18 protein-coding genes are annotated in these 20,720 nt (G+C 71.1%); 12 read left to right on the top strand and 6 right to left on the bottom strand.

Annotation, left to right across the window (positions count from 1 at the left end; all coding sequences use genetic code 11):
- The first annotated feature begins 395 nt into the window (after positions 1-395).
- Positions 396-3,233, top strand: a complete 2,838-nt coding sequence (secA, locus tag F6W97_RS08550) for a preprotein translocase subunit SecA (protein ID WP_155369672.1) — start codon at positions 396-398, stop codon at positions 3,231-3,233.
- 111 nt (positions 3,234-3,344) lie between these two features.
- Here secA and F6W97_RS08555 read toward each other — a convergent pair whose 3' ends face one another.
- Both F6W97_RS08555 and F6W97_RS08560 read right to left on the bottom strand, forming a co-directional pair.
- Entirely contained in the window at positions 3,345-3,851 is a 507-nt protein-coding gene (locus F6W97_RS08555; RefSeq protein ID WP_155369673.1) for an Rv3235 family protein, read from the bottom strand.
- Positions 3,852-3,975: 124 nt separating this feature from the next.
- Positions 3,976-4,209 (bottom strand): helix-turn-helix transcriptional regulator, encoded by a 234-nt coding sequence (locus F6W97_RS08560; RefSeq protein ID WP_155369674.1) that lies wholly within the window; start codon positions 4,207-4,209, stop codon positions 3,976-3,978.
- A 131-nt stretch (positions 4,210-4,340) separates the two neighbouring features.
- On the opposite strand from F6W97_RS08560, the gene F6W97_RS08565 reads away from it, so the two are divergent.
- Positions 4,341-4,844 carry a DUF6912 family protein gene (locus F6W97_RS08565; RefSeq protein WP_155369675.1) on the top strand — a complete coding sequence of 168 codons (504 nt, stop codon included), beginning with the start codon at positions 4,341-4,343 and terminating at the stop codon, positions 4,842-4,844.
- Positions 4,845-4,850: 6 nt separating this feature from the next.
- Here the strand turns inward: F6W97_RS08565 and F6W97_RS08570 are convergent, their stop codons facing one another.
- Complete coding sequence (locus F6W97_RS08570) at positions 4,851-5,807, bottom strand: hypothetical protein (RefSeq protein WP_155369676.1); 957 nt, start codon at positions 5,805-5,807, stop codon at positions 4,851-4,853.
- Positions 5,808-6,187: 380 nt separating this feature from the next.
- Here F6W97_RS08570 and pruA point away from each other — a divergent pair, with 380 nt between their 5' ends.
- The 3 genes from pruA to F6W97_RS08585 all read left to right on the top strand — a co-directional run bounded on the left by pruA (position 6,188) and on the right by F6W97_RS08585 (position 9,764).
- Positions 6,188-7,834 (top strand): L-glutamate gamma-semialdehyde dehydrogenase, encoded by a 1,647-nt coding sequence (gene pruA / locus F6W97_RS08575; protein ID WP_155369677.1) that lies wholly within the window; start codon positions 6,188-6,190, stop codon positions 7,832-7,834.
- Positions 7,835-7,910: 76 nt separating this feature from the next.
- Positions 7,911-8,690, top strand: coding sequence for a tryptophan 2,3-dioxygenase (locus F6W97_RS08580; protein ID WP_230686513.1), 780 nt, complete (start codon positions 7,911-7,913; stop codon positions 8,688-8,690).
- 558 nt (positions 8,691-9,248) lie between these two features.
- The gene (locus F6W97_RS08585; protein WP_155369679.1) at positions 9,249-9,764 is read left to right on the top strand and encodes a PadR family transcriptional regulator; all 516 of its coding nucleotides are present in this window, start codon (positions 9,249-9,251) and stop codon (positions 9,762-9,764) included.
- A 4-nt stretch (positions 9,765-9,768) separates the two neighbouring features.
- Here F6W97_RS08585 and F6W97_RS08590 read toward each other — a convergent pair whose 3' ends face one another.
- The 3 genes from F6W97_RS08590 to F6W97_RS08600 are packed head-to-tail and all read right to left on the bottom strand — an operon-like array spanning position 9,769 to position 13,299.
- Positions 9,769-10,773, bottom strand: coding sequence for an N-acetylglucosamine kinase (locus F6W97_RS08590; protein ID WP_155369680.1), 1,005 nt, complete (start codon positions 10,771-10,773; stop codon positions 9,769-9,771).
- 43 nt (positions 10,774-10,816) lie between these two features.
- Positions 10,817-12,076, bottom strand: coding sequence for a 6-phospho-beta-glucosidase (locus F6W97_RS08595; protein ID WP_155369681.1), 1,260 nt, complete (start codon positions 12,074-12,076; stop codon positions 10,817-10,819).
- A 29-nt stretch (positions 12,077-12,105) separates the two neighbouring features.
- Entirely contained in the window at positions 12,106-13,299 is a 1,194-nt protein-coding gene (locus F6W97_RS08600) for an ROK family transcriptional regulator (protein WP_155369682.1), read from the bottom strand.
- A 114-nt stretch (positions 13,300-13,413) separates the two neighbouring features.
- Here F6W97_RS08600 and prfB point away from each other — a divergent pair, with 114 nt between their 5' ends.
- The 7 genes from prfB (at position 13,414) to F6W97_RS08635 (ending at position 20,689) form a co-directional block, all read left to right on the top strand.
- Positions 13,414-14,529, top strand: coding sequence for a peptide chain release factor 2 (gene prfB / locus F6W97_RS08605; protein ID WP_269059675.1), 1,116 nt, complete (start codon positions 13,414-13,416; stop codon positions 14,527-14,529).
- Positions 14,530-14,762: 233 nt separating this feature from the next.
- Positions 14,763-15,443: a cell division ATP-binding protein FtsE gene (ftsE, locus tag F6W97_RS08610; RefSeq protein ID WP_144121995.1), complete on the top strand. Its 681-nt coding sequence runs from the start codon at positions 14,763-14,765 to the stop codon at positions 15,441-15,443.
- A 63-nt stretch (positions 15,444-15,506) separates the two neighbouring features.
- A complete protein-coding gene (gene ftsX, locus F6W97_RS08615) occupies positions 15,507-16,382 on the top strand; it encodes a permease-like cell division protein FtsX (protein ID WP_155369683.1) in 876 nt (291 codons plus the stop codon).
- 145 nt (positions 16,383-16,527) lie between these two features.
- Positions 16,528-17,769 (top strand): M23 family metallopeptidase, encoded by a 1,242-nt coding sequence (locus tag F6W97_RS08620; RefSeq protein ID WP_155369684.1) that lies wholly within the window; start codon positions 16,528-16,530, stop codon positions 17,767-17,769.
- Between the two features lie 208 nt (positions 17,770-17,977).
- Positions 17,978-18,454 carry an SsrA-binding protein SmpB gene (gene smpB / locus F6W97_RS08625; protein ID WP_155369685.1) on the top strand — a complete coding sequence of 159 codons (477 nt, stop codon included), beginning with the start codon at positions 17,978-17,980 and terminating at the stop codon, positions 18,452-18,454.
- An 80-nt stretch (positions 18,455-18,534) separates the two neighbouring features.
- Entirely contained in the window at positions 18,535-19,290 is a 756-nt protein-coding gene (locus F6W97_RS08630; RefSeq protein ID WP_155369686.1) for a cellulose binding domain-containing protein, read from the top strand.
- Positions 19,291-19,354: 64 nt separating this feature from the next.
- Positions 19,355-20,689: a cellulose binding domain-containing protein gene (locus tag F6W97_RS08635; protein WP_155369687.1), complete on the top strand. Its 1,335-nt coding sequence runs from the start codon at positions 19,355-19,357 to the stop codon at positions 20,687-20,689.
- Positions 20,690-20,720: the final 31 nt, after the last annotated feature.

Here is a 20,720-nt window from a genome sequence, read left to right on the forward strand (position 1 = left end):
CCCTCCTGTCGGCTGGCGTGGGCCCCGTGGGCAGTGAGCTGCCTGCACAACGTTGACCTGGGCTGACGTGATCACGGCAGCGGGAGCGCAGCAGTCGGCAGCATAGCGGCAGCGCGGCTGGGGCAGGGGCCGCCACCATGGTGATCGTGAGCGGAGCGGCCCGGCCCTGCGTCAGGGGGTACGGGGGCGGCCGGCACGGCGGGTCTGCCGTGGCGGCCGTCTCCCCGGCGGCGGGGAACCGGGCGCCCGCGAACGACCCCGTTCGGCCGAGCGTGGGGCCTGGAGGTTTGTGACTTCGTGACCGATTCTGCCGGATCACTTCCCTGGGGGTGACGATTCGCCGTCCGATGCGCCTACGATGGGTCGGCAGACTGTCTAGGGAGCGTTGAACACCCGTGTCGATTTTCGAGAAGATCCTCCGTGCCGGTGAGGGGCGGATGCTCCGTCGGCTCAAGGCCATCGCCGACGCCGTCAACTCCATCGAGGAGAACTACGTCGACCTCAGCGATGCCGAGCTGCGGGCGCTGACTGACCAGTACCGCGAGCGTCTCGCCGACGGGGAGACCCTGGACGACCTGCTCCCCGAGGCGTTCGCCACGGTGCGCGAGGCCGCCAAGCGCGTGCTGCACAAACGTCACTACGACGTGCAGATCATGGGCGGCGCGGCGCTGCACTTCGGCAACATCGCCGAGATGAAGACCGGTGAGGGCAAGACCCTCGTGTCCACCCTGCCGGCCTATCTCAACGCGCTGGCCGGCAAGGGCGTGCACGTCATCACGGTCAACGACTACCTGGCCCAGCGCGACGCCGAGTGGATGGGGCGGGTGCACCGCTTCCTCGGCCTGACCGTCGGGACGGTGCTGCCCAATCGCCCGTCCGACGAGCACCGGGCTGCCTACGACTGCGACATCACGTACGGCACGAACAACGAGTTCGGCTTCGACTACCTGCGCGACAACATGGCCTGGTCGGCGGCGGACATGGTGCAGCGGGGCCACGGCTTCGCGATCGTCGACGAGGTCGACTCGATCCTCATCGACGAGGCGCGCACCCCGCTGATCATCTCCGGCCCGGCCGAGCAGTCGCAGCGGTGGTACGGCGAGTTCTCCGCGGTGGTGGCCCGCCTGGAGCGCGGCAAGGACGGCTCGGGCGACTACGAGGTCGACGAGTCCAAGCGAACCGTGGCCGTCACCGAGCGCGGCGTCTCGCGGGTCGAGGACCGCCTGGGCATCGACAACCTGTACGAGTCGGTGAACACCCCGCTGGTCGGCTACCTGAACAACGCCATCAAGGCCAAGGAGCTGTTCAAGCGGGACAAGGACTACATCGTCTCCGACGGCGAGGTCCTGATCGTCGACGAGTTCACCGGCCGCATCCTGCACGGCCGCCGCTACAACGAGGGCATGCACCAGGCGATCGAGGCCAAGGAAGGCGTCGAGATCAAGCAGGAGAACCAGACCCTGGCCACGGTCACCCTGCAGAACTACTTCCGCATGTACGAGAAGCTCTCCGGCATGACCGGCACCGCGCAGACCGAGGCGGGCGAGTTCAACAAGGTCTACAACGTCGGCGTGGTGAGCATCCCGACGCACCGCCCGATGGTCCGACAGGACAAGTCGGACGTCATCTACAAGACCGAGAAGGCGAAGTTCCAGGCGGTCGTCGAGGACATCGCCGAGCGCCACGCCACCGGTCAGCCGGTGCTGGTCGGCACGGTCTCCGTGGAGAACTCCGAGATCCTGTCGCAGCTGCTGCGCCGCAAGGGCATTCCGCACGCGGTCCTGAACGCGAAGTACCACGCCCGCGAGGCGGAGATCATCGCGCAGGCGGGCCGCAAGGGCGGCGTCACGGTGGCCACCAACATGGCCGGCCGTGGCACGGACATCCTGCTCGGCGGCAACCCCGAGTTCCTCGCGGCGGCGGAGCTGCGCCAGCGCGGCCTCACCGAGGAGGAGCACGGCGACGACTACTACAAGGCGCTCGAGGAGATCCTGCCCACCTGGGAGGACGCCTGCGCGGCCGAGGCCGAGGAGGTCACCGACGCCGGTGGTCTCTACGTGCTGGGCACCGAGCGCCACGAGTCGCGCCGGATCGACAACCAGCTGCGCGGTCGCGCCGGCCGCCAGGGTGACCCGGGCGAGTCGCGGTTCTACCTGTCGCTGCAGGACGACCTGATGCGGCGCTTCCGGTCCGGTGCGGTCGAGGCGGTCATGGAGCGCTTCAACATCCCGGACGACGTGCCGATCGAGTCGAAGATGGTGACCCGTCAGATCCGCGGCGCGCAGACGCAGATCGAGGCGCAGAACGCCGAGATCCGCAAGAACGTGCTCAAGTACGACGAGGTCATGAACAAGCAGCGCCAGGTGGTCTACGCGGAGCGCAAGCGCGTGCTCGACGGCGAGGACCTGCACGAGCAGATCGACGGCATGATCGACGACGTGGTCGCGGCGTACGTGTCCGGCGGCACCGTCGGCACCGGCAAGGAGTACGCCGAGGACTGGGACCTCGACCAGCTCTGGACCAACCTCAAGCAGCTCTACCCGGTCACCATCACGATCGAGGAGCTGGAGGAGGAGGCGGGCGCCGAGCGCACCACCTTCGACCACGAGTTCCTCGTCGAGCGGATGAAGCGGGACGCGCACGACGCGTACGACCGCCGTGAGGAGCAGCTCGGCCCGGAGGCGATGCGCGAGCTGGAGCGCCAGGTGCTGCTGGCCGTCATCGACCGCAAGTGGCGCGAGCACCTCTACGAGATGGACTACCTCCAGGAGGGTGTCGGCCTGCGCGCGTACGCCCAGCGCGACCCGCTGGTCGAGTACCAGCGCGAGGGCTTCGACATGTTCGCCCAGATGATGGAGGGCATCAAGGAGGAGGCCGTCGGCTTCCTGTTCAACCTGGAGGTCCAGGTCGAGCAGGCGCCCGCCGCCCCGTCCACGCCCGGGGTGCCGCTGCCCGACGGCGAGTCGCACGTCGAGGTCCGGGCCAAGGGCCTGGGCCAGCGGCAGCAGCCGCAGCGGGTGCAGTACACCTCGCCGACGATCGACGGCGCGGCCGGGGCGGGCGCCCCGCAGGTGCAGCAGGCTCCGGCGCTGGGCATCGGCAACGGCGACGGCGGCCGCAAGCCGTCCCCGCGCAGCGCGGGCCGCGGCGCGGTGGCCGCTCCGGCGTCGCGCAACAGCCCCTGCCCCTGCGGCTCGGGCAAGAAGTACAAGCGCTGCCACGGCGCTGCCTGAGCACCGCCTGACAAACACGAAGAAGGACCGGCCCTGGCGGCCGGTCCTTCTTCGTCGTGGAGCCCGGAACGAGCGACGCGGGTGTGGGGTCGCAGCCGCCCGCCCCGGGGGTCAGAGCAGCACCGTGAGGGCGGTGCAGCGCCAGTTCGCGGCGTCGCGTTCCAGCCGGTACGCCACCGACCAGGTGCTGCGGCCGTCGCTGAGCACTGCGGCGACCTCGGCGACGCCCGGACGGGGCTCGCAGGTGCGCAGTTGGCGGCGTCGGACGGGCCGCCGTGGCGCGCTCGCCGGCACGGTCTGCCGCAGCGCGGCCAGCCGGCGCAGGCCGCGGGACAGCTCCTCGAGCACGTCGTTGGCCTCGGTGACGCGCAGCAGCGGGCGCAGCTGGCTGGGGGAGCGGAAGCCGTTGAACAGCTCCAGGCACAGGTTCAGGAAGCGCAGGGCCGCGGTGTGGCACTCAGGGGAGGCCCCGGCCACGGCCTCCGGCGGAATGACCTCGCGGGGCTCGGGCCGGACCGGCCGGTAGGTGGTGGGGCGCAGCTCGTCGTCGAACGGCGGATCGAGCGGGGGCGCGCGATGGATGCGGACGGATCCGGCAGCAACGGCGAGCGCCGTCATCGGGACCACCACCTTTGATCTTGAGTTTGCTTGAGTTTGCCTCCGTTTGACATTTGTAGCTTGTGGACGAGGCATCGGTCAATGCCAATCTCGGGATCTTGGTGAGCAGCGGACCCCGCCGGGCTCAGTCTTCGCCGCCGGCCAGCGGGTTGTCCTTCACGTACTGCTGCGTCTCGTCGTAGAGCCGGCCGATGAACTCCTCCAGCCGGGCCCGCTCGACGCGCCACTGACCGCGGCCGCCCAGCCGGATGGCGGCCAGCTCACCTCGCCGGACCAGCGCGTAGATCTGCGCCGTGGAGGTGCTGAGCTCCTCGGCGACCTGCTCCAGGGTGAGGAACCGGGGCAACGGCTGGGTCATGGCGGGCGATCTCCTGAAGAGGGGGCGGATTCGTGCGGTTGCCTCAGTTTGCCATCGGATGGTGTGGCGCGGGGAGTCCGGTGTCGCCGTGCGAGACTGTGCGCAGGCGAACGGGGACGGAGGGATCCGACGTGGGCAACGATCTCGTGAGGGTGTACCTGCCGGCGACGGTGCGGCTGGTGGCGGCGTTGCGCGACGCCGACGAGCTGCCCGGCGAGACGGCGCACGCGGTGACCCCGGCCCTGCGCGAGTGGTACGCCGAGGGCGACGAGGAGGAGCTGGAGTACGTCGCCTTCATGCGGGCCGCCCAGGACGCGCTGCGCCTGCTGCGCGACGACCCTTCGGCGCCCCGGCGGCGGGTGGTGGTCTCCGCCGACGTGCCCGCGAGCCAGGTGACCGTCGAGAGCCGTGACCTGGGCGCCAGCTCGGTCCGGCTGAACAGTGCGCTGCGCCGCGCCGCGATCGCCGCTTTCCACGTGGACGAGCCCGACGCGGAGCCGGTGGTGGCCGAGGCCGCCGAGGTGGTCGAGCGGGCCGCGGGCGGCGACCCGGACGCGCAGTTCACCGTCGACTCCGCCGAGGACCTGGACCTGCTCTGGTACGCACCGGAGGAGCTCGACGAGCTCCTCCGGTGAGCCCGGTCAGTCCCGGACGGCCTTGGGCAGCGTCCGGCCGTACGCGATGATCGTGGTGATCGCGCCGACGAACAGCACGACCAGCCCGGTGTTCAGGCGCGACGCCGCGATGAAGGACAGGATCTCGGTGTCCGCGGAGATGTCCTTCTCGGCGTAGGAGAGCAGCCGGGCGACGCCCAGCCGGGTGCAGAATTCGGCGACGATCAGCAGCAGCCCGGCAGCCGCGCCCGCGGCCAGGAACACCGGCCACTTCGGGGTGTCCCCGCTGCGCGCGGCCGCCCGCCGGATGCGCCAGTACGCGACGAGTCCGGCGATCAGCCCGGCGATGACCGCAGTGGTGCCCGCCAGCAGCCCGTTCGCGGAGTACCGTTCGGCGGCGGTGTCGCCGCTGCCGAACGCGTTCAGCAGCGGCGTGGAGAACAGCGCCACCACGTTGAGGAAGACCAGCACCATCAGCGCCGCGGACAGGCCCGCGGCCATGATGCGGGCCGGGCGGATCGCGCCCAGCGCCCCGCCGAGCGCGCCGGCCACCCCGACGGCGACCGCGACCACGCCCACGGCGCGGGCCGACATGCCGTACGCCAGCAGGACCGCCCCGCTGGCCAGCGTGCCGGTCAGCAGGCCGGCGGCGGCGCCCACGGCCCAGCGGCCGGCGCCGCGCTCCGCCCACGGCTTGCGGCGGCCCAGCGCGAGCGTGGACCACAGCCCTACCGCGGCTCCGGCGAGCAGGTTGGCCTGGATCACCTGCGGCAGCAGGATCGCCGCCATGACCAGGCTCCAGTCGCCCCCCTCGCCGGTGAACGCGGTCCGGTAGAAGAGCAGGGTCACCAGGAGCCAGGCCAGGGCGGAGAAGGCCAGCCAGCCGGTCGTGGACGGGGCGGGCTGCGGCTGCGGCGCCGCGGGCGGCTCCGCACCGGACCTGCGCGAGGACTGGGTGGGCGTGGCGATCGCGGGCTCGGTCATCGTGGTCTCCTGTTGGGCGACAGTGGGCCTGCCGACGGCATGGTGCTCGCCGCGGCGGCCCCGTGTCGGAAGGGCCTGGACGGCTGGCGCGGGGCCACCGGTGGAACCGGTCCGGCCGACCGGCTCGCCGACGGCGCGGCGAGCCCGGACGGACGTGGTCCCATGGTCCGGCGACCTAGCCTAGCCAGGCCTGAGGGGTGGGTAGGCTGGAGCGGTAGGGCAGGCCCGGTGACCTGGACCGGGTTGCGGCTGTTCCGGTCGTCGCCGAGCCGGTCAAGGTCGAACGGATCACATGTCTGCCGCAGGGCCGGGCTGTGGCGGTACTTTGCGTGCAAGTATGCAAAGAACGTTGACGAACCTTCCGACCGGAGGAGCCATCGATGGACGCCGTATCCGTGGTGCCCGAGCCGCACAACGAGCCGGTGCACACCTACGCACCGGGCAGCGCTGAGCGATCCCGTCTGCACAAACGTCTCGGGGAGCTCGCCTCGGAGCAGCTCGAGCTGACGATGACCATCGACGGGCAGCAACGTATGGGTGGCGGCAACGCGATCCACGTCGTCCAGCCGCACAAGCACTCGCATGTGCTGGGAGTCACCCACAATGCGACCAACGCCGATGCGGTGGCGGCGGTGACGGCCGCGAAGAAAGCCGCCCCTCTTTGGCGTGATATGTCCTTCGACGACCGCGCCGCGATCTTCCTGAAGGCCGCCGATCTGCTCTCCGGCCCGTGGCGCGACACCCTCAACGGCGCCACCATGCTCGGCCAGTCGAAGACCGTGCAGCAGGCGGAGATCGACTCGGCCTGCGAGCTGATCGACTTCCTGCGCTTCAACGTGCAGTTCGGCCGCAAGCTGCTGGCCGAGCAGCCGGTCTCCTCGGCCGGGGTGTGGAACCGCTTCGACCACCGCCCGCTGGAGGGCTTCGTCTACGCGGTCACCCCGTTCAACTTCACCGCCATCGCGGGCAACCTGCCGGCGACCCCGGCCCTGATGGGCAACACGGTGCTCTGGAAGCCGGCGCACACCCAGCAGTTCTCGGCGCACTTCCTGATGCGCCTGTTCGAGGAGGCGGGCCTGCCACCGGGCGTCATCAACATGGTGACCGGCGACGGCCTGGCCGTCTCCGAGGTCGCGCTGGCCGACCCCGACCTGGCGGGCATCCACTTCACCGGCTCGACCCGGGTGTTCCAGCACCTGTGGAAGCAGATCGGCGACAACATCGCCGGCTACCGCTCCTACCCGCGCATCGTCGGCGAGACCGGCGGCAAGGACTTCATCGTCGCGCACCCGTCGGCCGACCCGGCCGCGCTGGTCACCGCGATGGTCCGGGGCGCGTTCGAGTACCAGGGGCAGAAGTGCTCCGCCGCGTCGCGGGCGTACGTGCCGCGCTCGCTGTGGGAGGCCGGTGTCCGCGACCAGCTCGTCGCCGACACCGAGTCGCTGACCTACGGCGACGTCACCGACTTCCGCAACTTCGGCGGCGCCGTGATCGACGACCGGGCGTTCGCCCGGCACGCGGCCGCGCTGGAGAAGGCCAAGGCGTCGGAGTCCTGCGAGATCATCGCCGGTGGCGAGGTGGACGACAGCGTCGGCTACTTCGTGCAGCCGACCGTGATCGTCTGCACCGACCCGGCCAACGAGGTCTTCACCACCGAGTACTTCGGGCCGATCCTGGCCGTGTACGTCTACGAGGACGGCGACTTCGCCTCGGTCGTCAAGCAGATGGAGAGCGTGGCCCCGTACGCGCTGACCGGTGCGATCTTCGCGCAGGACCGCCGGGCGCTGGAGTGGATGTCGCACGAGCTGCGCTTCGCGGCGGGCAACTTCTACCTCAACGACAAGCCGACCGGTGCGGTCGTCGGCCAGCAGCCGTTCGGCGGCGGCCGGGCCTCGGGCACCAACGACAAGGCGGGCTCCTGGCACAACCTGATCCGCTGGATGTCGCCGCGGACCATCAAGGAGACGTTCGTCCCGCCGACCGACCACCGCTACCCGCACATGGACACCGACCACCCGCGTCCGTGACCAGCTGATCGAAGAAGGGGCCGCATCCAGGGGATACGGCCCCTTCTTTCGTATATGTCTGGGTTACCGTGATCGCGTGCAGAGCTTCGGGGAGCAGGGCGGACGCCTGACCTACGGCACCTATCTGCGCGTGCCCGAGCTGCTGGCCCAGCAGGTGCCCCAGTCCGCCCCGGCCGCCCACGACGAGCTGCTGTTCATCACCATCCACCAGGCGTACGAGCTGTGGTTCCAGCTGCTGCTGCACGAGCTGGCCGACGCCCGGGACCGGATGCTGGCGGGGGAGAGCTACCTGCCCCGGGTGCGCCTGGAGCGCTGCCACGCGGTCGAGGTGCTGCTGGTCGGCCAGGTCGACGTCATCGACACGATGACCCCGCAGGACTTTCTCGCGTTCCGCACCCTGCTCGCGCCCGCCTCCGGTTTCCAGTCCGCCCAGTTCCGCGAGATCGAGTTCATCTCCGGCCTCAAGGACCCGGGCTTCGTGGAGCGGCTGCGCGGGCTGGCCCCGGCCGAGGAGGAGCGGCTGCGCCGCCGGCTGGCCGAACCGACCCTCTGGGACGGCTACCTGGCGCTGCTGGCCGCGCACGGCTTCGCCGTCGGTTCCGACGACGAGGTGCTGGCCGCGCTGGTCACCATCGCCCGCGACCGGGAGCATCACGGCGCGCTCTGGGACCTGGCCGAGGCGCTCATCGCCCACGACCAGGCGTGGTCACTGTGGCGGGCCCGGCACGTGCTGATGGCCGAACGCCAGATCGGCGCCAAACCCGGCACCGGCGGCTCCGCCGGCAGCCCCTACCTCCGCTCCCGCCTGGACACCCGCTTCTACCCCGCCCTCTGGTCCCTACGCGCCGCCCTCTGACCCGCTCCCGTGCCCCGCCTCGCTCCCGCGCCCCGCCTCGCCCCCGCGCCCCGCCCGGCCGCGCGCCCCGCCTCGTGCCCTCGCCCCCCGGCGTGCGCCCCGCTCCGCGCCGCGCTTCGCGCCCTCGCCCCCCGGCCGTGCGCCCTGCTTCGCGCCCTCCGCGCCGCGCGGCCCGCGCCGCGCCGCGCACTGCGCTTCGCGCTCGGTGAAGATCGCTGTTTCGTGTCGAGATCTCGGGTCTGGCCCCACTTTCCGACACGAAACGGCGATCTTCGCGAGGATCTTGTGGACTGAGCTGTGGATATGTCGGGTTTGGGGTGATCATTGAGGAGGTGTACAAGATCGGGAGGGTGTGGGGAGGGGGTGAAAAGGGGCGACACGCCGAGGGGAGAGATATCGGGCGGTTTGTGTTATCCCGTCAGGCGGGACGTCCAGGGCAGGAAACGGACATATTCCTGTCTGATCAGACAGTCGGAAAGGGACTGTCCGGCGGGGAATGTGCACTGTGGATGGGCCGATATCCTGGACAGAAGGCTGTGAAAGTGGCAGCGTTGAGTCATGGCAGAGGTAGGAATCAACGCTACTGCGGCGGCCGTGCTCGGCCTGCTGCACGACGGCCCCATGACCGGTGGCCAGCTGATGGCGGCGGCCGAACGCCGGCTCAGCCCGTACTGGTCGATGACCCGGTCCCAGGTCTACCGTGAACTGCCGGTCCTCGCCGAGCTCGGCTTCGTCAAGCTCGGCAAGCCCGGCCCGCGGGCGAGCCAGCCCTACGCGATCACCGCGTCGGGCAAGCGCGCCTTCGCCCGCTGGCTGAACGAGGAGCCCGGCCGCGAGCTGGTGCGCAACCCGTATGCACTGCGTGTCGCGTTCGGATCCACGCACGCGACCAACCAGTTCGACTCGCTGCTCAACAGCGCCAACTCGCACCACACCGAGGCCCTCGCGGAAGCCCGCGAGCAGGCCAAGGAGGCCAAGAAGGAGGGCGACGACTTCACCGCAGCAGGGCTGGAGTTCGCCGTCGCCTACCACAAGGCCGCGTTGAACTGGCTGAAGACCGCCATCGCCAAGTAGCGCCTCAGCGCTGGGCGAGGTGCGGTCGCCTCTCCTCCAGCGCGGAACGCAACGCGGCAGCGGCGGCCGGCGGCGCGCCCAGCGCGTCCAGTGCGAAAAGGCCCGCTCCCACCACCGGTGGCTGTGCGAGCACGGTCAACCGGGCCTTCGACGAGTGGGCCTTCACCCCCGCGTCCACGGCATCCTGCAGCAGCCGGTGCCGGGCGCGCAGCACGCCACCGCCCAGGACCACGGCGTACGGTTCCTCCCTCAGCCCGAGCCGGTCCGCGGCAACAGTCACCAATGACGTGATCTCGGTCGCCTGACGCGCCACCACGCGCCGGGCGACCTCGTCACCCTGCCCGGCGGCGGCGAACAGCACCTCGCTCAGTTCGATCATGCGGTCCTGGCTGAGGCTGCCCAGGTGCAACCCCGTGATCACGTCGTGCACGGTGGCCTGACCGAAGTGGGCGGCCACCGCCCCGGCCAGCGCCGTCGCCGGGCCCCGGCCGTCCTCGGCCCGCGCCGCATGCCACATGGCCATGGAGGCCAGGTGCAGGCCGCCGCCCCAGTCGCCGGAGATCGGGCCAAGCGCCGGGAAACGGGCCGTGCGGCCGTCGGCGCTGCGCCCCACGCAGTTGATCCCGGCCCCGCATACGACCGCGATCGCGTCCGGGCTGTCGGTGCCGGCCCGCAGCAGCGCGAACGTGTCGTTGTCCAGCCGGTACGACTCCGCCCAGCCGGTCAGGGCGACCGCCTTCGCCGCCGCCTCGACCTCCTCGGGCAGGTCGAGACCGGACAGGTAGACCTCGGCGCGGGTGATCGGCACGGACGGGGGCATCTCGGCCTCCCGCAACGCCGCGCCGACCAGGCGGTCGAGCAGCGCGACGGCCGTGTCCAACCCGATGACCTGCGGGCACGAGCCGGGCCCGCGCACGTAGCCGTGCACCCGCCCGTCCGAGTCGGCGAGCACCACGTCGGTTTTGGAGTTCCCGCCGTCGACGGCGAGAAAGAGCTCGGCGGGGCTCATGCTCGTGCCCCGTCCCACGGGCCGACCTGTCCGGTTCGGGCGTTCATCGGGCCCAGGCCAGGTGTGCGGCGTTGGCGGCGAGCAGGCTCTGCGTGAGGGCTTCGGCGTACTCGTGCTGGCCGACCAGGGGGTGGGCCAGCAGCGCGGCGTAGACGCGGTCGCGGCCGCCGTGCACCGCGGCGCGCACGGCCAGCTCCTCGTACGCGGCGACGCCGGAGATGAGGCCGGACAGTTCGGGGGCGACCGGCGGGGCCTTGACCGCCACCGGGCCGTCGCGGTCCACCCGGGCGCTGACCTCGATCACCGCGTCGTCGGGCAGGAACGGCAGGTGGCCGCCGTTGCGCAGGTTGACCGCGTGCACCGCGCCGTCGCCGGTGAGCAGGGAGGTGATCAGGCCGACGGCCGCCTCGGAGTAGAACGCCCCGCCGCGCTTGGACAGCAGGTCCGGTTTGGTGGTCAGGGCCGGGTCGGCGTACATCTCCAGCAGCTGGGTCTCCATCTCGGCGACCTTCTGCCCGCGCGTCGGGGCGCCGCGCTCTTCGCGCACGACCTCGTCGTGGGCGTAGAAGTAGCGCAGGTAATAGGACGGCACGTTGCCGAGCAGCCGCAGCAGCGACGGCGGCAGCTGCACCGGCCCGGCCAGCTCGTCGAGGTGCCCGGCGAGCAGCTCGGGCAGCCGGTCGACGCCGTCGACGTATGCGGCGCGCTCCCAGGTGAGGTGGTTCAGGCCGACGTGGTCGAGGGTGACCGCGCCCGGCTCGACGCCCAGCAGCGCGGCGAACCGGCGCTGGAAGCCGATGGCCACATTGCACAGGCCGACCGCCTTGTGCCCGGCGTCGAGCAGGGCGCGGGTGACGATGCCGACCGGGTTGGTGAAGTCGACGATCCACGCGCCGGGGGCGGCCAGCCGCGCCGCCCGCTCGGCCACGTCGAGCACGACCGGCACCGTGCGCAGCGCCTTGGCCAGGCCGCCCGCGCCGGTGGTCTCCTGCCCGACGCAGCCGCACTCCAGCGGGAAGGTCTCGTCGCTGATCCGGGCGGCCTGCCCGCCGACGCGCAGCTGGACGACCACGACGGAGGCGTCGGTCAGCCCGGCGTCGAGGTCGGTGGTCCAGGTCAGCGTGCCGGGGTGGCCGTGGTGAGCCATCAGGCGGCGGGCGTACGGGCCGATGACGTCCAGCCGCGAACCGGCCGGGTCGATCAGGCACAGCTCGGTGACGTCGAGGCTGCCGGCCAGCCGGGCGAACCCGTCGACCAGCTCGGGGGTGTAGGTGGAACCTCCACCCACGACTGCGATCTTCATTGGTGCTCTTCCGTCGAAGGGTGGGTGGTTCAGGTGGAGCGGGCCGGGATCGGCCGGGCGTTCAGCGACTCGACCATGGACTCGCGCACCGAGCGCAGGCCCGAGTCCATGGCGCCGAGCAGCACGGCGTCGTCGGTCAGCGCGGTGACCTCGACCGGGGTGCGCAGCGGGGTGTTGCGGTGGAACGCCTCGGTGACCAGGTCGCGCAGCCGCGCGCCGCCGGCCTGGGCGACCTCGCCGGCCAGCACCACCAGCGGCGGGTCGAGCAGTGCGGCGACCACGGCCAGCACGACGGCGATCCGGTCGGCCAGCGCGCCGAGGAAGGCGTCCGCGGCGGGGGAGTCCGCGCGGGCGGCGTCGGCGACCATCTCCTCCGGGGTGGCCCCGGTGAAGCCGTGCGCCGCGCCCAGCGCCGCGACGGCCGGGCCGCCGGCCAGGCTCTGCAGGTCGCGGGGCTGGCCGGGGGCGGCCAGGCCGAGCGGCACGTACCCGATCTCGCCGGCCCCGCCGGTGGCCCCGCGCAGCAGCGAGGCGCCCAGGTCGATGGCGCAGCCCAGGCCCGCGCCGAGCCAGAGCAGGGCGAAGCTGCCGCTGCCCGCGGCCGCGCCGCGATGCCGTTCGGCGATCGCGGCCAGGTTCACGTCGTTGTCCGCGTCCACGGTCAGGTCCAGCGCGGCGGCCAGCTCGGTGACCAGCCCCGGGCGGCCCCAGCCGGCGACGTCGATGTGCCGGATGGTGCCGGTCTGCGGGTCGTACGAGCCGGGCACGCCCAGCTGGAGGTGGGTGACGCGCGCACGCCCGGCCCGCGAGCACAGGTCGCTCGCGATCGCGCGCACCGTGCCGACCGGGTCGCCGTCGGCCGGGTCGCTGGGGTACGCCGCGCGGGCGAGCACCGCCCCGCTGAGATCGCACAGCGCCGCCTCGAACGGGGCGTGTAACGTCTCGCTCACGTCCCGTACCGAGATCGCCAGCACCGTCGCGGCGGCCGGGTTGACCGCGTACACCTCGGCGTTGGGGCCGGGGCCGCCGCTGGTGTGGCCCACGACGACGGCGAGCCCCGCCTCGGTGAGCGTGCGCAGCACGTCGGAGGTGGTCGGCTTGGACAGGCCGGTCAACTCCCGCAGCTCGCCACGGGTGAGCGTGCCCCGGTCGATGAGCAGCGCCATGGTCGCGCTCTCGTTCATGGCCCGGAGCAGCTTGGACGAACCGGCGAGCCGTGCCACGTGCCCTCCACGTAAATAGGAAAGTAGATTTACTATTGTCGGCGACCGTGGCCGCTGTCAAGTCGCGGGTGCGCCCCGGAAAACCGTGCGGCGGGTGCCACTAGTCTTGTTGACGTGACTGCCGACTACGCCGATCAGCTCAAGAACCTTGACGCGACCATGCGCAACATCGAGTCCGTGCTCGACATCAACCGGCTGCGCCGGGACAAGGATCGGCTCGAGGAGGCGGCCTCGGCCCCGGACCTGTGGGACGACCAGGCCAAGGCGCAGGAGGTCACCTCGCAGCTGGCGTACGCGACCGGTGAGATCAACAGGCTGACGAAACTGCGCGGGCGGATCGACGATGTCGCGGTGCTGATGGAGCTGGCCGAGTCGGAGGACGACGCCGCCTCGATGGCGGAGGCCGGCACGGAGCTGGTCTCGCTGGCCAAGGCGGTCGAGGAGCTGGAGGTGCGCACCCTGCTCTCCGGCGAGTACGACTCGCGGGAGGCGCTGGTCGCCATCCGGGCCGGGGCCGGCGGCGTGGACGCCGCCGACTTCGCGGAGATGCTGCTGCGCATGTACCTGCGCTGGGCCGAGCGCCACGGCTACGCGACCGAGGTCTACGACACGTCGTACGCCGAGGAGGCGGGTCTGAAGTCGGCCACGTTCGCGGTGAAGGCGCCCTACGCCTACGGCACGCTGTCGGTCGAGTCGGGCACCCACCGCCTGGTGCGCATCAGCCCGTTCGACAACCAGGGCCGCCGCCAGACCAGCTTCGCCGGGGTCGAGGTGCTGCCGGTGGTGGAGCAGACGGACCACATCGACATCCCCGAGGGTGAGATGAAGGTCGACGTCTACCGCTCCAGCGGGCCGGGCGGCCAGAGCGTCAACACCACCGACTCCGCGGTGCGCATCACGCACATCCCCACCGGCATCGTGGTGACCTGCCAGAACGAGAAGTCCCAGCTGCAGAACAAGGCGTCGGCACTGCGCGTGCTGCAGGCCCGGCTGCTGGAGCGCAAGCGCCAGGAGGAGCGGGCCAAGATGGAGGGCCTGAAGACCGACGCGGCCGGCTCCTGGGGCGACCAGATGCGCTCGTACGTGCTGCACCCGTACCAGATGGTCAAGGATCTGCGCACCGAGTTCGAGACGGGAAACCCGTCCGCGGTCTTCGACGGCGAGATCGACAGCTTCGTCGAGGCCGGCATCCGCTGGCGCAAGCAGAACGAGCTGGAAGCCGCCGCCTGATCGGCTGAGTGAGCCTCCCTCCGCCCGGCTGTTCTCGCAGCCGGGCGGAGTTTCTTTCATGTATGGATGTCGCTGGAGCATCGCCCGGCCGGGTGAGATGCCTTGAAGCGACTACTGTCGGTGACAGTTGATCACGGGCAGATCACGGAATTTTCCAGGAACATTCACGGCAATACCGGCATCTCAACCCCTGCGGGCTTGGCGAAACGGCGACACCGCGTAGACTCTCCGCCGTGATTCGACTTGAGCACGTGACCAAGACCTACCCGAAGGCGTCCCGGCCCTCACTGGACGACGTGTCGGTCTCGATCGAGAAGGGCGACTTCGTCTTCTTCATCGGTCCGTCCGGCTCCGGCAAATCAAGCATCGTCAAGCTCATGCTGCACGAGATCAAGCCCAACAAGGGCAAGGTCATCGTGAACGGCAAGGAGATCAGCTCGATGCGGTCGTGGAAGATCCCCAGCTTCCGCCGCTCGATCGGCTGCGTCTTCCAGGACTTCCGCCTGCTGCCGAACAAGACGGCCTACGAGAACGTCGCGTTCGCGCTCGAGGTCATCGGCAAGTCCAAGGCGGTCGCCCGCCGCGTGGTGCCCGAGGTGCTGGAGCTGGTCGGCCTCGGCGGCAAGGAGCACCGCTACCCGCACGAGCTGTCCGGTGGTGAGCAGCAGCGCGTCGCCGTGGCGCGCGCGTTCGTGAACCGGCCGCTGATCCTGCTGGCCGACGAGCCCACCGGTAACCTCGACCCGGACACCTCCATCGAGATCATGCGCCTGCTGGACCGGATCAACCGGACCGGCACGACCGTGGTCATGGTCACCCACGACTCGAACATCGTCAACCAGATGCGCCGTCGCGTCATCGAGATCGAGGGCGGTCGGATCGTCCGCGACCAGGCCCGCGGTGTGTACGGCTGAGCCGTGCCCCGTTGAGCCCCTGTCCCTGACGTCCTGACCGTCTCCCCCGGAGGATTTCCCCCGATGCGTGCGAAGTATGTCCTGGCCGAAATGCTGGTCGGGCTGTGGCGCAACGTCACGATGACCATCGCCATGATCATTACGATGATCGTGTCGCTCTCCATGCTCGGCGCCAGCCTGCTGATGTACATGCAGGTCGACGAGATGAAGGGCCACTACTACGAGCAGGTCGAGGTCTCCATCTACCTGGAGAAGTCGATCGACGACGCGCAGCGGTCGGCGATCAAGTCGCAGCTCGACGGCGACCCCCTGGTCAAGAGCGTGCTCTGGGAGACCAAGGAGATGGCGTACGAGAACTTCAAGGAGCAGTTCCGCGACGCCCCCGACCTGGTCAACGCGATCGGCGCGGACGAGCTGCCGGAGTCGTTCCGGGTCGCGCTGAAGGACCCGCAGAAGTTCGACCAGATCAACGCCGCCTACGCCGGCCTGCCGGGCGTGGACACGGTCGTGGACCAGCAGAAGCTGCTGCAGAAGATCTTCGACATCCTGGGCTCGGTGCAGAACCTGTCGCTGGTCGTCGCCGGCTTCATGGGCCTGGCCGCGCTGCTGCTGGTCGCCAACACCATCCAGGTCGCCGCGTACAGCAAGCGGCGCGAGGTCGCGGTCATGAAGCTGGTCGGCGCGTCGAACTGGTTCATCCAGGCGCCGTTCGTGCTGGAGGCCGTCTTCGCCGCGCTGCTGGGCTCGATCCTGGCCTGGGTGATGCTGGTCGTCGGCAAGATCGTGCTGATCGACGGCAAGCTGGCCGCGCTGACCGACCTGCTACTACCGGTGAGCTGGGGCAACGTGAACCTGATGCTGCCGATCCTGGCGGGCATCGGCTCGGTGGTCAGTGCCGTCACGGCCTGGGTGACCCTGCGCTTCTACATCCGCGTCTAGTCGCTTCACCGCACGTCGGCGGCCCGTCCCCTCGCCTGGGGGCGGGCCGTCACCTTTTCCGCGCCACTCCTGTTGAATGTCGGTTTTGCCTGGAATCAGGGCATATGTCGGCAGTAGGGTGATCGGGACAGGCGAGGGAGGTCCCGTGCGCTGGCGATTCGTACAGGTGGTATTCGCCCTGCTGACCGTGCTGGCGGTCGGCCTGCCGGCACATGCCGCCCCCGACGACCTCAAGAACGACAAGAAGCGCGTCGACGCCGAGCTGGCCAAGACCGGCGCGCTGCTGGAGGCGCTGTCCGCCAAAGCGCAGCACGCCGCGACGGAACTCGCCGAGGCCAACGCGGCCATGCCCGCCGCCCAGGAGCGGATCGCGAAGACCCGGTCGGCCGTGGTGGTCGCCGAGACCAAGGCGGCGTCCGCCCAGCGGCGCGCGGACCAGGCCACCGCCGCCTGGGCCGTCACCGACCAGGCGTACCAGGCCTCGGTCCGGCAGGTCCAGGAGGGCCGGGACCGCTTCGCCCGCTTCGCCGTGGCCACCCTGCACGGCTCCAACCTCACCGAGTTCAACGTGCTCATGGCCGCGACCCGGCCACAGGAGTTCCTCGACCGCGGCAACTACATCGACCAGATCGCCCGCATCCGGCGCGACGCGATCGACGGGTTCGTCGCAGCCCGCCGCGCCGCGAAGCAGATCACCAGCGAGGCCGAGCTGAAGCGGCGCGAGGCTGCCGACGCGGCCCGCATCGCCCGCGCCGCCCTGCTGGCCGCCGAGAAGGCGCGCCAGGACGCCGAGCAGGCCCGCCGCGACCTCGACACACTCGCCGCCCGCCAGAAGAAGGCGATGGAGACCGCGAAGGCCGAGAAGGCCGAGGTCCAGCGGCACTACCAGGAGGTCAAGGAGCAGAGCGAGCAGATCGCCGAGGAACTGCGGGTGTGGGAGGGGCAGTACGGCAAGTTCGTGCCGATCCTGCGGCCCGGGGCCAAGTTCCTCATGCCGACGAAGGGCTGGAAGTCCAGCGACTTCGGCAACCGCTACGACCCGTACTACGGGGTCTGGCAACTGCACGCCGGGGTCGACATCGCCGCGGGCGGCGGCCAGCCCATCTTCGCCGCGGCGGGTGGCACGGTCAGCAGCGCCGGCTGGCGCGGCGGGTACGGCAACTACACCTGTCTCACCCACGGCAAGTCCGGTGGCAAGGTCATCTCCACCTGCTACGCCCACCAGTCGAAGATCCTGGTGAAGGTCGGCGACAAGATCCGGGGCGGCCAGCTCATCGGCAAGGTCGGCACCACCGGCGCCTCCACCGGCTACCACCTCCACTTCGAGGTACGCCAGAACGGCAACCCCGTCCAGCCCCTGAACTGGCTCCCCGGCTGCCTCTGCTGACCTGCCGGCGCCCGCCTCCGCAGGCGCGGCCCGCGCCCTCTTGGCGCAACTCTTAAGGAGTCGGGGTCATCGCCCATGCCTGATGGCGCGACTCTTTAAGAGTTGCGCCAGGGGTGTGGCGGTCGGGGTGGGGCTATCTCGATCGCGGGGCGGGGGTTGTCGTCGGTAGCATTGTCGGGTTGCCGGGATCGAGGAGAGGAGGGCCGTCATGCCGCGGGAGAAGGGGCGCAAGGTAATCGCGTCGAACCGCAAGGCGTACCACGACTACACCATCCTCGAGACGTTCGAGGCGGGCGTCGCGCTGATGGGCACCGAGGTGAAGTCGCTGCGAGCCGGGCGGGCGTCGCTGGTCGACGCGTTCGGCCAGGAACGCGACGGAGAGCTCTACCTGCACGCGCTGCACATCCCCGAGTACGCCATGGGCACGTGGACCAACCACGCGCCGCGGCGCACCCGCAAGCTGCTGCTCAAGCAGAAGGAGATCGTGCACCTGATCACCAAGACCCGCGAGGGCGGCCTGACCCTGGTGCCGCTGTCCATGTACTTCAAGGACGGCTGGGCCAAGGTCGAGATCGGGTTGGCGAAGGGCAAGAAGTCCTACGACAAGCGCCAGGACATCGCCAAGCGTGACTCCGACCGGGAGATCAGCCGCGAGCTCGGCCGCCGCGCCAAGGGCATGAGGTAGCAGCTCGCGACGCAGGTCGCCATGTCACAGTCGGATGGCCGATCGCGCAGGCGTGCCCGGGGACGGTAGCCTCGCGGGTCGTGAGCAAGCATCGGCTGCACGAGGACGACGAGACCACCCTGCTGCCCCGTACGGTCGTGGAGCCGGTGGCGGAGGAGTCCGCCCCGCTCGGACCCGGGCGGCAGGCGGTCGCGGACGAGCCGGCATCGCGCAGGTCCGGGCGGCAGCCGCTGATCATCGGCGTGGCGACCATGTGCCTGCTCGTGTCGGGCGCGGCAGCCTGGGCCCTGACCAAGCCCGCGCCGCAGCCGTCCATGGTGCTGCCGACCGCCGGGCCCAGCACCACGGGCGCCGGCTTCACCGACGGCTTCGGCGTGGTCACGCCCAGCGCCGAGGCTCCGCCCGAGGTCGCGCCCGCGCGGCCGACGGCCTCCGCGTCCGCCGCGGCGACCGCCTCCCCGGCGGTGAGCCCGGCCCCCGGCAGCAGCGGCCCGCGGCCGAGCTCGCCCGTCGCCGCGCCACCGGCCGCCGGAGGCGCGACGGCGACGTACGACGTGAACGCCTGGGGCGGCGGCTATGTGATCTCGGTACGGGTGCGCAACACCGGCAGCACCCCGCTGGCCTGGACGGTGCGTATCCAGCTGCCGCAGGGCGCCAGCGTCGACGGCGACTGGGAGGCTGACCGGTCCGGTCAGGACGGCGCCTGGGTCTTCACCCCCGAGCGCGGCGACCTCGCCCCCGGCGCGACGGTGACCTTCGGTTTCCTCGGCCGGCGTGGGCCGGGCGACTTCCCGGTCACCTGCACCGTGAACGGCGTCGCGTGCCAGGCTGGCTGAGCGGTGGCTTAACTCCGCCCTAAACCGGGCGGCAGGTGGGTGAAACCGGCTCTATATTCGGGCCGTGACCGTGCTGCGGCTCGATGTGGAGCTTCCCTACCCGGTGGAGCTGGTGTGGCAGGCGCTGACCGATCGCCGCCTGCTCGGCGAGTGGTTCCTGCAGACCGACCTGATGCCCGTGCCGGGTGGTGTGTACCGCGCCTTTCCCGCGGCCGACCTGCCGGGATTCACCGCCCCGTTCGACATGGACGTGATCGAGGTGGTCGGCCCGACCCGGCTGGCGCTGCGCTGGCGCGGCGAGCAGCTGCACGCCGACGTGGTCTGGGAGCTGTCCACCGTCGTCGGGGGCAGCCGGCTGCGGGTGAGCCAGACCGGTTTCCTCGGTATCGCCGGCCAGGTGCGCCGGGCCGAACTGCAGCGGGCGTACGCGACCATGTTCGAGCAGCGGCTGCCCGCCCTGCTGGCCCGGCAGGAGCAGGCCGCGCTGCCGGCCCGCCGCCGGCGCAGCACGGACATCTACGACGCCGCGGACATGCCGCGCCGACCCGCGGCAGTGGTGACGGCGTCCGCGGCGACCGGGCACGCCCGCCAGGCCGCCGAGCCGTCCGCAGCGGGCCTCGACCCGGGCTCCCGGGCTCCGGTGGGCCTCGCCTCGCCCACCCCGGCCACGGCGGTCCTCGACCCGCGTACGCCGCCAGTGGTGAGCTTCGAACCAGCCTTCCTGCTCGGCGACGACGAGGCGTGGGACGCGCGGCCCCCTTCCGGCGGCCTGCTGGGCCGGGTGTTCCACATGCCGGTGGACCGGCGGATGCGCCTGCTGTCGGCGGCCGGGGCGATGGTGCTCACCGTGCTCGCGGTCACCGCGGTGGCGACGCTGGTGCTGCGCTCGCCCGGCCCGGCGGCGCAACCGCTGGAAAGCGACCGGGGTCCCTGGTCCGGGGTGCAGGCGGGCGAGTCCGCCACGCCCTCGCCGGCCGCGGTTTCGGCCGGCCCGGTCGCCGCGCCGAGCACGTCGGCGGCGGCCTCCCCGTCGGGGGCGGCGTCCGTGCCGGGCGGTCCGGCTCCCACTGGGGCCGGCGGCTCGACCCTGGCCGTCTCCTACCGGACGCTGGAGACCTGGAGCGGCGGCTACATCGGAGAGATCACCTTCCGGCCGGCCGCCGCCGTCGACGGCTGGTCGGCCGTCGTCAGGCTGCCCGCCGGAGCCCAGGTGACCAGCGCATGGGACCGGATTGGCTTCCGCCAGGACGGCCGGCGAGTGACCTTCACGCCGCAGGCCGTGCACCGCGAGCTGCCGGCGGGACAGGACTTCGTGTTCGCGTTCCAGGTGGGTGACCCGTCCGGCGCGACGCGACCGGAAACCTGCGCGGTCGAGGGCGTGAGCTGCGCGAACCGATAGCGCGCTGTCGGGTGACGGACACCCGGATCGT

Origin of the sequence: Catellatospora vulcania, assembly GCF_009720385.1 — a bacterium.
Classification (GTDB): domain Bacteria; phylum Actinomycetota; class Actinomycetes; order Mycobacteriales; family Micromonosporaceae; genus Catellatospora; species Catellatospora vulcania.

What these genes read in the sequence shown, in the direction of transcription:
- F6W97_RS08555 (WP_155369673.1), bottom strand. Translation starts at nt 3,851, where the DNA reads ATGACGGCGCTCGCCGTTGCTGCCGGATCCGTCCGCATCCATCGCGCG.
- F6W97_RS08560 (WP_155369674.1), bottom strand. Translation starts at nt 4,209, where the DNA reads ATGACCCAGCCGTTGCCCCGGTTCCTCACCCTGGAGCAGGTCGCCGAG.
- F6W97_RS08570 (WP_155369676.1), bottom strand. Translation starts at nt 5,807, where the DNA reads ATGACCGAGCCCGCGATCGCCACGCCCACCCAGTCCTCGCGCAGGTCC.
- pruA (WP_155369677.1), top strand. Translation starts at nt 6,188, where the DNA reads ATGGACGCCGTATCCGTGGTGCCCGAGCCGCACAACGAGCCGGTGCAC.
- F6W97_RS08585 (WP_155369679.1), top strand. Translation starts at nt 9,249, where the DNA reads ATGGCAGAGGTAGGAATCAACGCTACTGCGGCGGCCGTGCTCGGCCTG.
- F6W97_RS08590 (WP_155369680.1), bottom strand. Translation starts at nt 10,773, where the DNA reads ATGAGCCCCGCCGAGCTCTTTCTCGCCGTCGACGGCGGGAACTCCAAA.
- F6W97_RS08595 (WP_155369681.1), bottom strand. Translation starts at nt 12,076, where the DNA reads ATGAAGATCGCAGTCGTGGGTGGAGGTTCCACCTACACCCCCGAGCTG.
- ftsX (WP_155369683.1), top strand. Translation starts at nt 15,507, where the DNA reads ATGCGTGCGAAGTATGTCCTGGCCGAAATGCTGGTCGGGCTGTGGCGC.
- smpB (WP_155369685.1), top strand. Translation starts at nt 17,978, where the DNA reads ATGCCGCGGGAGAAGGGGCGCAAGGTAATCGCGTCGAACCGCAAGGCG.